The sequence below is a fragment of the Dolichospermum sp. DET69 genome, assembly GCA_017355425.1.
In the GTDB taxonomy this organism is placed as follows: Bacteria; Cyanobacteriota; Cyanobacteriia; order Cyanobacteriales; family Nostocaceae; genus Dolichospermum.
On sequence record CP070233.1, the window covers coordinates 5,664,233 to 5,677,238 of the forward strand.

The 13,006-nt window shown below is 34.5% G+C and carries 12 protein-coding genes; 10 read left to right on the plus strand and 2 right to left on the minus strand.

From position 1 onward, the window contains the following. Positions 1-22: 22 nt before the first annotated feature. Entirely contained in the window at positions 23-406 is a 384-nt protein-coding gene (locus tag EZY12_26015; protein QSX68030.1) for a hypothetical protein, read from the plus strand. Then, complete coding sequence (locus EZY12_26020; GenBank protein QSX68031.1) at positions 376-1,026, plus strand: DMT family transporter; 651 nt, start codon at positions 376-378, stop codon at positions 1,024-1,026. Before EZY12_26015 ends, EZY12_26020 begins: the two co-directional genes overlap by 31 nt. Before the next feature lie 29 nt (positions 1,027-1,055). Here EZY12_26020 and EZY12_26025 read toward each other — a convergent pair whose 3' ends face one another. After that, complete coding sequence (locus EZY12_26025) at positions 1,056-2,177, minus strand: acyltransferase family protein (protein QSX68032.1); 1,122 nt, start codon at positions 2,175-2,177, stop codon at positions 1,056-1,058. A gap of 270 nt (positions 2,178-2,447) precedes the next feature. On the opposite strand from EZY12_26025, the gene EZY12_26030 reads away from it, so the two are divergent. Continuing rightward, positions 2,448-3,635, plus strand: a complete 1,188-nt coding sequence (locus EZY12_26030; GenBank protein QSX68033.1) for a glycosyltransferase family 4 protein — start codon at positions 2,448-2,450, stop codon at positions 3,633-3,635. Positions 3,636-3,696: 61 nt separating this feature from the next. Continuing rightward, positions 3,697-4,245 carry a DUF1349 domain-containing protein gene (locus tag EZY12_26035; GenBank protein QSX68034.1) on the plus strand — a complete coding sequence of 183 codons (549 nt, stop codon included), beginning with the start codon at positions 3,697-3,699 and terminating at the stop codon, positions 4,243-4,245. A 1-nt stretch (position 4,246) separates the two neighbouring features. Here EZY12_26035 and EZY12_26040 read toward each other — a convergent pair whose 3' ends face one another. After that, a complete protein-coding gene (locus tag EZY12_26040; GenBank protein QSX68035.1) occupies positions 4,247-5,248 on the minus strand; it encodes a DMT family transporter in 1,002 nt (333 codons plus the stop codon). A gap of 544 nt (positions 5,249-5,792) precedes the next feature. Between EZY12_26040 and EZY12_26045 the strand changes: the two genes are divergently transcribed. The 6 genes from EZY12_26045 to yhdJ all read left to right on the plus strand — a co-directional run bounded on the left by EZY12_26045 (position 5,793) and on the right by yhdJ (position 12,823). Beyond that, positions 5,793-6,881, plus strand: a complete 1,089-nt coding sequence (locus EZY12_26045) for a DegT/DnrJ/EryC1/StrS family aminotransferase (protein ID QSX68036.1) — start codon at positions 5,793-5,795, stop codon at positions 6,879-6,881. Continuing rightward, positions 6,881-7,831, plus strand: coding sequence for a hypothetical protein (locus EZY12_26050; GenBank protein ID QSX68037.1), 951 nt, complete (start codon positions 6,881-6,883; stop codon positions 7,829-7,831). The genes EZY12_26045 and EZY12_26050 overlap by 1 nt, the downstream gene beginning before the upstream one ends. Before the next feature lie 478 nt (positions 7,832-8,309). Further along, a complete protein-coding gene (locus EZY12_26055) occupies positions 8,310-9,365 on the plus strand; it encodes a glycosyltransferase family 2 protein (protein ID QSX70841.1) in 1,056 nt (351 codons plus the stop codon). A gap of 34 nt (positions 9,366-9,399) precedes the next feature. Continuing rightward, positions 9,400-9,801, plus strand: a complete 402-nt coding sequence (locus EZY12_26060; protein ID QSX68038.1) for an ester cyclase — start codon at positions 9,400-9,402, stop codon at positions 9,799-9,801. A 963-nt stretch (positions 9,802-10,764) separates the two neighbouring features. Then, positions 10,765-11,616 (plus strand): alpha/beta fold hydrolase, encoded by an 852-nt coding sequence (locus EZY12_26065; GenBank protein QSX68039.1) that lies wholly within the window; start codon positions 10,765-10,767, stop codon positions 11,614-11,616. 313 nt (positions 11,617-11,929) lie between these two features. After that, positions 11,930-12,823: an adenine-specific DNA-methyltransferase gene (yhdJ, locus tag EZY12_26070; GenBank protein ID QSX68040.1), complete on the plus strand. Its 894-nt coding sequence runs from the start codon at positions 11,930-11,932 to the stop codon at positions 12,821-12,823. The last annotated feature ends 183 nt before the right edge of the window (positions 12,824-13,006 follow it).

Genomic DNA, 13,006 nt, shown 5'->3' on the forward strand with positions numbered 1-13,006 from the left:
TCAATCATTTAGGGATGTAACAATGTTGAATTTTTTCAGTGATTCTGAAGCTAAGAATGACTTAGATAAGTCATTTTATGCGGTTACTACACCATTTTTATTTTTGATTCTTGGGATATTTGCTATATCTTCCACTGCTATTTTTATCAAACTTGCACTTAATGAACTAAGCGTAGAAGCTATAATTTTTGATCGTTTATTGATTGCTACAATCACATTTGTTTGTGGGAATTTAGTTTCACATCTTTGGAAATCTCCAACGGATAATGATAATGATACTATTTCTCCAACAGCAAAGGAAGCTAATCAAATAAATTGGATTATTGTCGGTTTGATGATACTAGAGAGTATCACTCATTTAACAGGACGCTATATATGTGGGCATTACAAAACACTACTGCGGTGAATGCTCTGACTTTATCCAACTTCACACCAATTTTCACATTCTTAGTGGCTTGGTTATTTATTGGTAAGCAGTTTGATCGCCGTTTTTTGATGGGATTAGCGATTGCTGTAGGAGGAAGCATTTGCTTAACCCTAGAAGATTGGTTACATTCAGAAAATCAATTATTTGAAATAAAGGCAATACTAGGAGATGGAGCAGCCTTATTGTCTGCTATGGTTTATGCTTTAGCTATGTTACAGATGGAAAAATTGCTAAGATATTTACCAAATATCACTTTTTTAACATGGCGTTGTATTATTAGTTTGATTTTGATTACACCATTTGTATGGATTAAAGGTGATTCAATTTTTCCTAGCACTACTACAGGATGGTTAGCAATTTTAGGTTTAGGATTAATTTGTGAAGTAATTGCCCGTAGTTTAATTACTTATAGTTTTAAACATTTTTCTTCTACTTTTTTGACTATCTTTTTTTTGATAGAACCTTTCCCAGTTGCTTTTTTTGCTTGGATTTTCGTAGGGGAATTTCTCTCACCATTCAATGTCATGGGATTTGTTCTAATTGCTGTGGGTATTTATTTAGCTAAAACTGGGAAAGGTTCTGATCGTGACAATGACTAACTCTCTTTTACTTTATTGAGGACTATTAACTATTTCGACCATTCATTATTAGAAAGTGTTTTTGCTAATACATATCTTTGTTTTTCTAATGGATTCACAAAAAAATGAATAATAACCACAGAAGCTAATATTGTTATTAGTGCAGATATTTTACCTAGCCAAGATTCTGATATACTACAATAGGGAATTATAATCTGTGAAATTTTAATAACTATTGTATGGATTAAATAGATTGGATATGACAAATTTCCAATGTATCTATCTAATTTATTATTAGCTGTTAGTTGAAATAATATAGGAATGATTGCCATCCAAATTAAGTAGGAAATTAAATAAGCATAATTCATCTTAATTATGCTCCCTAGTTGCTGGGTTGCAAATTTTGTGAGAAAGAAGAAAAGCAAAATAAAACCACAATAAAAAATATAGTATTTGTTACTAATCTGCAAGTTTATAGGCAATTTTTTGGTTAAATTAATTAACCAATTTGAATACAACCTAAAGCTGAAAATTCCCATTACAAATAAAGCGATCGCACATACAAAAAACCTATGAATCCAACCATTATACTTCACTCCAATCATTTCGTAAAAGAAAATACGGATTGTCAATGAAGATAGCAAGATTAAAAGTAATTTTTTGTTGGTAAATTTCACTATAACTGGAGCGAAAAAATAAAAAATTAATTCAACACTAATTGACCAAGCTGGTGGATCGAGTAGATATTTATAAAAAGGATATTGTCCCTCTGAAAGATCAATACTAAAATTTAATGCCGAAGGTAAATCATAGCTTAAAATAAAAACTAAATCCTGAAAAAAGATTGTTAAGTTAGAAAAGGTTGCAAATATCATTAAGAAAGTCGCATACAAGCTATTTTTTGCTACAGAGAAATTAATAAATGGCTCTAATTCTAACCATTCTCCCCACACAATGCCAAATATTAGACTCAGCGTTAAAATCATTCCACATATTAAGAAATAGGGAATAAAAATTCGGAGGAATCTGTTGAAGTAAAATTCCATTACATTAGAGTATTTTGGCAAAATCATAGCCATATAAAAACCAGAAATCATAAAAAATATTTCTACTGATTCTAAACCATCATGGACAAGCCACGGAAGTACAGAATTTGAGTGTTCTGCAATCACACATAATGCTAAATAAAACCTTAATATTCCCATGTCGTTTAATCTGTATTTTTTATTTTTTTAAACCCAGGAGATTGCTTATAAAATAGTTAAATTTTATTTCCGTCAGAGGATGCTTAAAAAATTTTTGGCGCATATAATAGAGCCTCCAGCACACTCCGCAAACGCTACTACATAAGTCCATGAGATATAATATCATTAAATAATGTGACTTTATCAGATGACTTAATGATAAAATATTCGTATAAAATTTTTATACCTAAAACAAAAATGAACCGAAAAATAAAACTGACCTATATCTTTACTCATCAAATCCGTTGGGTTCAGTTTGAGTGGGTTGCCCAATATACCGATAATTCTAAGTTTGACATTGATTATCTGATTTTAAATGAAGGTGATCCCATAGTTGATTTTTTACAACAGATGGAAATTCCTTATAAAACAACCTTTTACAACGATTATAGAAATACCCCTGAAGTTGTTAAATTTATTTATGATCATTTAGTAGAAAACAAAACAGATATAGTACATACCCATTGGTTTGCTGGCCATTTAGCAGGATTACAAGCTGCTTACTATGCCAAAGTTCCAGTCAGGGTTTATACGACAGAAAATACAGGTATAAAATGGACAAGACACGCTCGCAGTAAATATGAGTTAATTTGGCAATTTGCCACTAATGCGATCGCCGTTACAAATCAGGTAAAAGCGGGTATGATTGCCGATGGTGTGCCAGAAGATCAAATAACAGTCATTCCCAGTGGATTTGATCTCACACAGTATGAAAATATAGATCCCCAAAGAATTAAACAACTTCAAGACAAATATCTCAAAAATCACACTGGACCAGTTATTGGTGTATCGGCAAGGTATGTTAAATGGAAAGGAGTTGAATATATAATTGAAGCATTTAAAAAGGTACTAGAAACTCATCCTAATGCCCTTTTACTGTTATCAGGAACTCATACAGATACAAAGAATATACAAGAGCAATTCCAAAACATCACAAAAGATAGTACCAATAAACCTAACTATGCAGAGGCTTTGAGTGTAGTAGATAAATTGGCAGAATTACCTGCTGATAGCTATGTTGAAATCTATTTTGAAGAGGATCTTTTTGCCTTATTTCGTCTCTTTGATATCTTTGTTCATGTTTCTGATCCCATGATCGAAGCATTTGGACAATCTCCTATTGATGCAATGTTATCGGAAGTTCCTTCTGTGATTACAGCAACGGGTATTGCTCAGGATTTTGCGATCCACAAAGAACACGCTTGGATTGTTGATTATCAAAATAGTCAACAAATTGCTGAGGGAATTTTAACCTTATTAGAGGATAAGTCATTGAGGGAAAAAATCAAACAAAATGCTCTTATTTCTGCAAAAAATTATAGTATTCAAAATAAAATGCTCAAATTGGAAGAACTATATCTAAGAGGATGTTTTAAAAGTTCTTGATGATGTATCAAATATTTATTACCCCCCTTAATCCCCCCTTATCAAGGGGAGAAACAAGAAAATGAAAAAATGGCACAATGAACCACCAGATTGGAAACATCAGGAACAAACACTATCAGTCACTTCGGGACTGAAAACAGACTTTTGGCGCAAAACTCATTACGGTTTTATCCGTGATAACGGACACTTTTACTATCAAGAAGTCACAGGTAATTTTAGGGCTGATCTGAAAATTATCGGCAAGTATGAGGTGCTTTATGACCAAGCAGGATTAATGATCCGCGAAAACGATTTAACATGGTTAAAGTGTGGAATTGAATTTGTAAACGATGTACAATATGCCAGTGCTGTAGTTACACGGGATTATTCTGATTGGTCTGTAGTGCAGCTACCTCAAAACACAGCTTACTTGTGGCTAAGATTGGAACGATTTGAAGGTGCTGTGGAGGTGAAATATTCCCTTGACGGTGAACAATATACAATGCTCAGACTAGCGTATTTGAGTGAAGCACAAACTTTACAGGTTGGCCCTATGTGTGCATCACCTGAACGGGAAGGTTTTCAAGTAATTTTTGAAGATTTCCAAATTACACCATTAACTAATGTATAACTTATTCTTTATCCGCTCCTTTGCCTGTTTTTGCCAGATATATACCTTGTAAGATGAAACTAAGCGCTAAAAGGTTAACCAAACTTAGGCTTTCTGAAAAGATGAACCAAGCTAAAATTGCAGTCATGACTGGTTCAAGTAGCAGAAATATTGTCACGAAGGATGATGATAAATACTTGAGACTGTAGACTACTAATCCATGTCCTAGAACTTCGCAAATAGCAGCTAATCCAAATACCGTGAGCCAACCAAACCAGGAAATAGGAAAAATTTGCTCTTCAAAGGTTAGCACCACTGGGAGGATAAACAAAGTACCTAAAAAGCAGCGCCATACAAGTATATTTTGTACAGGTAATCTAGTTCGCAGTCGTTCGATCATCAGGAAACTAGCTGCATAAAACACAGACGATAACAAAGCAGCCGCGTCACCAATAATAGCTTTTTGGCTGATTACCAGATTTTCAGACCAGAAGAAGTCATCTAATCCTAAAGTAAATGCCCCCGCAAGGGCAATTACCATCCCAATCACGAATCTGCGGTTAAAAGTTTTACCTAATATCAACCAAGCCCCTAACGTGGTGAATAATGGGGGGAGATTCGACAGTACAGTAGCATTAGCAGCCGTGGTTTGAGTCAAAGACCAACTCCAGAGAACTCGACCCACGACATGAACAACAGCTACTGCGACTAAAAGTATGATGTCTCTTAATTGGTAAGGTTCTTTGGGTATAATCTGATCATCTAATTTTTGGTCGGTTAATTTTTTGGTGCGTAATTCATTAATTCCATTCCATAACCCAAAAATAATTGTTGCTATCCACAGACGATTAAATACTGTGGCGTTAGCACTAATTTCGCGGACTGATAGCTTAATAAAGATTGCTGTAAAGGATAGAGCAATTAAGGCAACAGATAATAAAATAAATGCCATCACATTTGATGACTTCTCTATATTTAACTCTGTTGATTCCGGCTTTGTTAATTCGAGTTTATTCGTTGTCATTGATTCTCAATTATATTATTAAAATCATTAAAATAGGACTTACGTATTGATAGAAAATACTAAATATGGATTATGATAAAAATATGTCTCTACTGAAACAAGCTATTTCGGTAAAAGTATAGCATGATTAATTTGTAAAGTGAGTAAGTTCTCAAGAAATTCAATGAAAAAAGATTCAAAGCCTTTATTACCGCCCGTGTCGTTTCCCTCTCACCGGCTTTAGCCGCTGAGTTTCCCACTTACCGGGTATTCTTATGAAGAAAGATAAGATTTAGTTATTAGTGATATAATTAAAAATCATTTATCATTATCAATGACTATTTGTTGCAGGAGTATGATTATGATATTGTATAATCCTGAACAGACTAACAATAGTTTATTTTGAAAAAATAAGTTAAATATTAATTATAAACTCAGAAGTCAGAACTAGTTAGCTTTCAATTAAGATACACCAATCAACTAAATTGTTCTGCACTAAGTTTTCAATTTGATGCAGGCTTTAAAGTTGTTTATTTATTACCAGTTGTAAATTATCAAACTAACCATGATTATTCAAGTTGAACCTTGGATTGATGAAAAAGAGTTCGAGCAAGTTAAGCGCGTTATGGACTCTACATACCTCACAGAAAACAAAGTTACTGCTGAATTTGAAGCAGGAATCCAACAATTAACCCAGTCTAAACATAGCATAGCTACTTCCAACGGAACTACGGCTTTATACTGTGGATTAAAAGCCTTAAATATTGGTAATGGTGATGAAGTAATTGTTCCGAATTTTACATTTGTTGCTTCATCTAATGCTGTAATTATGACTGGAGCTAAACCTGTATTTTGTGAAGTAAAACCAGGTACACTTTGTATTGATGTTGAGGCAGCAGCAGAATTAGTAACAGAACGAACTAAAGCGATAATGCCAGTCCATTTATATGGGCAAAGTGCTGATATGGTTGCAGTGATGGAATTTGCTCAACAGTATAATCTGAAAGTAATTGAAGATGCTGCTCAAGGAATTGGCGTTAAGTTTAAGGGAGAACACGTAGGATTAAAAGCTGATGTCAGTGCGATTTCATTCTATGGTAATAAAACCATTACCTGTGGTGAAGGAGGAATCATACTCACCCAAAGTGATACAATTGCCCAAGCTTGTCGGCGCTTAAAAAATCACGGCCGCGATACCAGAGGTACATTTGTCCACGAACATATAGGCTTTAACTTCTCCATTACCGAACTACAATCAGCAATTGGTGTGGCACAACTCCAGAAACTGCCAGAAATTATTCGTCGTAAGCAGGAGATTTGTGACATTTATAGTCAAGCATTAGCAGATATACCTCAACTACAAATACTGCCAATAGATGAACGCTGTGAACCTGTGTATTGGTTTACTTCCTATTATGCCCAAAATCGAGCCGAATTAGCAAACTTTTTGTTAACTAATGAAATTCAAACACGGCGCTTTTTCTGTCCTCTGCATTTACAGCCTTGTTACCAAGATATAGTTGATCCCAATCTCAAATATCCTATTAGCGAAAAGGCTTATGAACAAGGAATTTCTTTACCCTCAGCTTATGGATTAAAGCCAGAAGATCAAGCTTATGTAATTGAAAAAATTAGAGAATTTTATTTAGGTTAATGAGCAATTTTGAATTTACTCAATGCCTAAAAAAACTTGTTGCCCAACTAGTAAATTTACCTAATGGTGAAGTTTTAGCTGAAGCTTTGGCAATGGGAAAAGACTATATCACACTACTTGATTACCAAGAAATTCAAGGCATCACAGATATTAGTATTATTAGCGGACAAGCTCCTCAAAATATTGGAGGAGAACCTGTAAATACTAACTTTCATGAGTACCTAAACAACATTATTCAACCGCAAATTGTATCAGGAGAAATTTCTGATGGCACACAAAGTAAATATGATGATAGAAAAGTCAGATGGTCTGGAGCAGGTATCAGAGGAAATTGGTTTTGTAGAAATGAAGTTTTATATTTAGAAGTTGGACCGGCAACCTATCCTAGATATCGTCAAGATATTGAAAGAACTAAAATTGAGTCTTTAGCATTAATGCTCAAAGGGTTAGAGAAATATCATGATCCCTTTGTGTATTTTGCTAGGACAATGGGTGTAACTGTAATTCCTATAACTAAACAAGGTAGCATTTACATTGGAGAACGATCTGCAAATGTTGATTGTCCTGGATTACTCAATTTTGTAGCTGGTTTGGCTACATTTAATAAAATTCCGGAAAATATTAACTTTTATGCTGATGCTCAACAAGAGTTAAAAGAAGAAGTTGGTATTTGTATGAAACTGAATAATTCTAATGCTCGATTGATTGGCATTGCGGGAAATCCTTTTACTAGTGAAAATGATTTAGTTTTTGTCGTGCAAAGTTCTGTTAATGAAGACCATTTTGAATCACAAAGATTGAGTGAACACTCTCGACTTGTACGTTTAAATAATAAATCTGATGCTCAGAAATTACTTGAGCAAGAATTGCTACCGGGAGAAAAGACCAAAAAAGCGATCGCTTATGGTTCTAGAATAGGATTAGAATACTGGGTTAAAAATATATTGTGAAATTATGTTTTTAAACAATCTATAGCGATATGCACTTGCATGAGATACATCCTAAGCCCCCTCTCGAAGAGCGGGGTGGGGGTTGCTGACAAGTGTAGGTTTTTTACATTGTCTTGAGGACAAGACTTGGTGGACAAGGTAGACAAGGTGACAAGGGAGGAAAACCGGACAAATGAATGTATAATTAGTAACAAAACAACCCATGAATTGAGTATTTTGTGGATAAAATCCTCCTTGTCTACTTTCCTTCCTTGTCTTCCCGGTCTGGCCTTTACAGAGAATATTAAAAACCTACACCTGTCAGGGTGGGGGTTGGGGGTTGGGTTCTTGTATCTCACTCAACAAAAGAACCGTTATAGTATAAATCAACTTAATTGTAAATAATACGATGATCACAATTGAAGCTATTGCCAATATAACAAAAGATTCTCAAGTGACAATTACAGTTCCCGATAATATTCCTCCAGGTATTCACAAAATGGTACTAACTATTGATGAGCAATCAATAGATAATCAAAGACATCCAATTAAATCAAACTTGGATTTTGTAGAGTTGTCTATAGTAGTACCTTTACACAATGAAGAAGATAATATTGATCACTTATTTGAGCGGATTACTTCAGTTTTGAATAAATTAAATATTACCTATGAAATCATCTGTATAGACGATGGTAGTAAAGACAATACTTTGAAATATTTGATCGATCACTGCGATCGCAATCCAGCTATTAAAGTAGTGAGTTTCTCCCGTAATTTTGGGAAAGAAATTGCCTTAACAGCAGGAATTGACTACGCACAGGGAAAAGCGGTTATTCCCATTGATGCCGATCTTCAAGATCCCCCAGAACTGATTGAGCAACTTATAAATAAATGGCGTGAAGGGTATAATGTGGTTTATGCTCAACGGCGTTTACGATTAGATGATAGTTGGATAAAAAAATTAACAGCATCATCATTTTATTGGACTATATCCAAACTAAGTCCTGTGGATATTCCTGCAAATGTAGGTGATTTTCGATTATTAGATCGACGAGTTGTAGAAGCATTAAAACAGATGCCAGAAAGAACTCGGTTTATGAAAGGTTTATTTGCTTGGGTTGGCTTTAAACAATGCCTAATTTCCTATGATCGTCAACCGCGTTACCAAGGACAAACCAAGTGGAATTATTGGAAACTGTGGAATTTTGCCCTGGATGGAATTATTTCTTTTAGTCTGATTCCTTTAAAGATTTGGACTTACTTGGGATTAACTATCTCAGTTTTGTCATTCTTATATGCAGCTTATTTAATTATTTTGACGATCATAGAAGGAATTACAGTTCCAGGTTATGTTTCATTAATGGTTGTTTTACTTTTTCTCGGTGGTATCCAGTTGATAGGATTAGGTGTAATTGGAGAATACTTGGGACGAATTTATGAAGAAGCTAAACAGCGCCCATTGTATTTAGTTCAAGAATCTCATGGCTTTAATAATAATTCTCTAGATATAGAATCCAAAAAAACAAATTTACAATGTACTAGCTTTCATGTATGATTTACCTATCCTCTTAAAATTTGCATAAAATCCTATGAATAATTTAACTAATAAGGAAGTTGTGAGACTATTTTTTGAAATCTATAATCATCAAGATTACGAAGCCGCATATAAGTATATTGCGCCAAATTATATAGATCATGGATTACCTCAAGTGCGAAGCGTCGAGGATGCAATTGAGATATTGAAAAGTACACATAAATCCTTTCCAGATATTAAAGTTGTGATTGATGATCTGATCGAAGAAAATGACAAAGTTGTATTTCGGGGTCACTTTACAGCTACGCATTTAGGTGAGTTTGTTAGTATCGCTCCCACTGGAGTAAAAGTAGAATTTGAGGCGTTAGAAATCTTCAAGATTGAGAATCAGAAAATTACAGAATCTTGGGGATATTGGCCAATGTTAGCCATTTTAGATCAGATTCAGGCTTGTTGAGAAGCTTCATCTGTAATCCTATTTTTAAACATCCTCTAATGATAATGTCAAGAAAGATAGTCCTGATTTCAGAGGTTGTTTTAAAAGTATTATTCTGTAATTTTTATCACAGTTATACCCCACCCCAACCCTCCCCTTTTGAACTACGGTGTACACACAAGTCTTCTAGAGTTGCCCCACAACGTTTAGATCCCCCCAACCCCCCTTAAAAAGGCTACGGTGTACACACAAGTCTTCTAGAGTTGCCCCACAACGTTTAGATCCCCCCAACCCCCCTTAAAAAGGGGGGCTAAATTCTTCAAAGTCCCCCTTTTTAAGCTATCCATTACCCACATCTTTCTTAACAATCTTGAAACATTTATGTGGCAACGGTTTCAACGCTTGAAAATTTCCCTACTCTTGACAAAATGTACCTTATTCTTCTTGATAAAACCCTGATTTTATTGAGAATCATCAACGGAGGATTAAGGTTTGGGGTTTGAGAGCGATCGCTCTTATCGAATGTTAAGAAAGATCCCGGTAATGGATAGCTTTTTAAGGGGGGCTAAATTCTTCAAAGTCCCCCTTTTTAAGGGGGATTTAGGGGGATCGGATCACGTTTAGCATCCTGTCTAGAGATGTGTGTACACCGTAGCTTAAAAAGGGGGGCTAAATTCTTCAAAGTCCCCCTTTTTAAGGGGGATTTAGGGGGATCGGATCACGTTTAGCATCCTGTCTAGAGATGTGTGTACACCGTAGCCCCTTTTGAAGGGGAGGGGACTAGATTTTCTTGTTTCCCCCCTTCACAAGGGGGGATTAAGGGGGGTAATAAATATTTGATACATCATCAGGGACTTTTAAAACATCCTCTCAGGTTGTCCCCGTTTCTTGTTAAAATTTTTTAATTGGCAGAAATTGTTTTTGAATTTTAAAGTTTGAATTTTTATCTGCTGTTGTATTCCCAAATAAAAAATAAAAAATAGCGTGTCAATTCAAGAACATAAAATTACAGTAAATTCCCTAGAATGGTTTTATCGGGAAGCTGAACCGATTGGTAGAACTGATTTAATTCCTGTATTATGCTTACATGGGATAGTTTCTCAAAGTTATAGTTGGAGAAATGTTATTCCCAGTTTAGCAGCACAGGGAAATAGAGCGATCGCACCTGACTGGATTGGTTACGGATTTTCCAGTAAACCAGAAAAACAGGATTTTGCTTATACTCCCGACGCATTTATTACAGCTTTGGAAGGATTTGTTAAAGCCTTAGAATTAGAAAGATTTTCCTTAGTTGTCCAAGGCTTTTTAGGTTCAGTTGGGTTACAATACGCCTTACGTCATCCTGAACAGGTTGCTAATATAGCTATTTTAAATACACCAATTTCTACTTCTGCAAAAATCCCTTGGAAAATCAAACAAATGGGTTTACCTTTAGCTGGAGATATCATTACCCAAGATCCTTTATTGGTTGATAGAACCTTGGAAGGGGGTAGTCGTTACCGCATTGAAGATGAAGATTTAGATATTTATAGAAAACCATTTTTGAAAAGTTCTGCTTCTGGAAGAAGTCTATTAGCAACAATTCGCAATTTCCAACTAGAAAAAGCGATGATAGAAATAGAAAATGGCTTTAAAGGATGGCAACAACCTATTTTAGCACAATGGGGAATGATTGATCCTTGGTTATCTGTAGATATGGCGGAAAGTTTTGTAAAATCTGTAGCTAATGGTGAATTAATCAAACTTAATAATGTGGGACATTATCCCCAAGAACATTATTATGAAGTGATTTTACAAGATTTACTCCCATTTGTCCGGCGTTCCCAATCGAATTAGTTATAAACCTGTGTTTCTTACTATCCCTTTTTTAACAAATAGGAATATTGTTTAGAGGTTGTTTGATAGCGAAGCGTGGCGTTAGCCATAAAGTATTATATGAAACCGATAATCTCCAAAAACCTAACCCCCCTACCCCCCTTCCCTACGAGGGAAGGGGGGTTTCAAAGCCTCTCCCTGCTTCGGGGAGAGGTTTACAAGAGGGGTTTGTTTATACATTAAAAACTTGTTCATTCATCCTCTTAGAAGAAGGATAGTAAATTTAAAACCATATATTATTTCTTGAATTTGTTTTATTTATTCATCAAAAATAATGATTGAACATTATAAAAATCGACAACATACTATCTTTCATGGTGATGCTATTAGCATTTTATCAAATCATATTCCTTCAGAATCAGTAGATTTAATTTTTATCGATCCTCCCTATAATATAGGTAAGAAATTTAGTAATTTCCATGATAAATGGGAATCAGAGGAAGAATATATTAATTGGTCATATCAATGGCTTGATGAATGTATTCGCATTCTTAAACAAAATGGTACAATTTATGTGATGACAAGTACCCAAGCAATTCCTTATTTTGATATTTACTTAAGAAAAAAATTAACTATTCTCAGTCGCATAATATGGCATTATGATAGTTCTGGAGTTCAAGCCACAAAATACTTTGGTTCAATGTATGAACCTATTCTTCATTGTGTGAAAGATAAAAACAATTATATTTTTAATGCAGATGATATTAAAGTTGAAGCCAAAACAGGTTCACAACGTAAATTAATTGATTACAGAAAATCAGTTCCTACTCCCTATAATACAGAAAAAGTACCTGGGAATGCTTGGTATTTTTCCCGTGTGAGATATCGCATGGAAGAATACGAAAACCATCCTTCACAAAAACCAGAGTCATTACTAGAAAGAATCATTTTAGCAAGTAGTCATGAAGGAAGTTTAATACTTGACCCTTTTGCTGGAACTTTTACAACTGCTGCTGTAGCTAAACGTTTAGGTAGAAAATCTATCAGTATTGAATTAGAAGAAGAATATCTAAAAATTGGCTTGAGAAGAGTTTTAGAGTGGACAGAATATCAAGGAGAAAAACTTTTACCAGAACAGAAAAACCATAATATCAAAAATAAAAATGGTAAAAAAGTAGATTTAGATTTTATCCAAGGGAGTATCTTTGATGAAAATACTACAGCATGATTTCACGAAAACAATAATTAATATTCTTAATAACTATTTTCCTGGATATGGAAATATTATTTTAAGTAACAGTCAATTATTAGAGTATATTAAAACTAAATATAAGATTTACACTTCTTAACCCACCGACATCCTTGCTGTGAAATCACCTTAACCCGATAATGAGAGTAGATGCAATCATTT

What these genes read in the sequence shown, in the direction of transcription:
- EZY12_26055 (QSX70841.1), top strand. Translation starts at nt 8,310, where the DNA reads ATGGTACTAACTATTGATGAGCAATCAATAGATAATCAAAGACATCCA.
- EZY12_26045 (QSX68036.1), top strand. Translation starts at nt 5,793, where the DNA reads ATGATTATTCAAGTTGAACCTTGGATTGATGAAAAAGAGTTCGAGCAA.
- yhdJ (QSX68040.1), top strand. Translation starts at nt 11,930, where the DNA reads ATGATTGAACATTATAAAAATCGACAACATACTATCTTTCATGGTGAT.
- EZY12_26050 (QSX68037.1), top strand. Translation starts at nt 6,881, where the DNA reads ATGAGCAATTTTGAATTTACTCAATGCCTAAAAAAACTTGTTGCCCAA.
- EZY12_26015 (QSX68030.1), top strand. Translation starts at nt 23, where the DNA reads ATGTTGAATTTTTTCAGTGATTCTGAAGCTAAGAATGACTTAGATAAG.
- EZY12_26020 (QSX68031.1), top strand. Translation starts at nt 376, where the DNA reads ATGTGGGCATTACAAAACACTACTGCGGTGAATGCTCTGACTTTATCC.
- EZY12_26040 (QSX68035.1), bottom strand. Translation starts at nt 5,248, where the DNA reads ATGACAACGAATAAACTCGAATTAACAAAGCCGGAATCAACAGAGTTA.
- EZY12_26030 (QSX68033.1), top strand. Translation starts at nt 2,448, where the DNA reads ATGAACCGAAAAATAAAACTGACCTATATCTTTACTCATCAAATCCGT.
- EZY12_26035 (QSX68034.1), top strand. Translation starts at nt 3,697, where the DNA reads ATGAAAAAATGGCACAATGAACCACCAGATTGGAAACATCAGGAACAA.
- EZY12_26060 (QSX68038.1), top strand. Translation starts at nt 9,400, where the DNA reads ATGAATAATTTAACTAATAAGGAAGTTGTGAGACTATTTTTTGAAATC.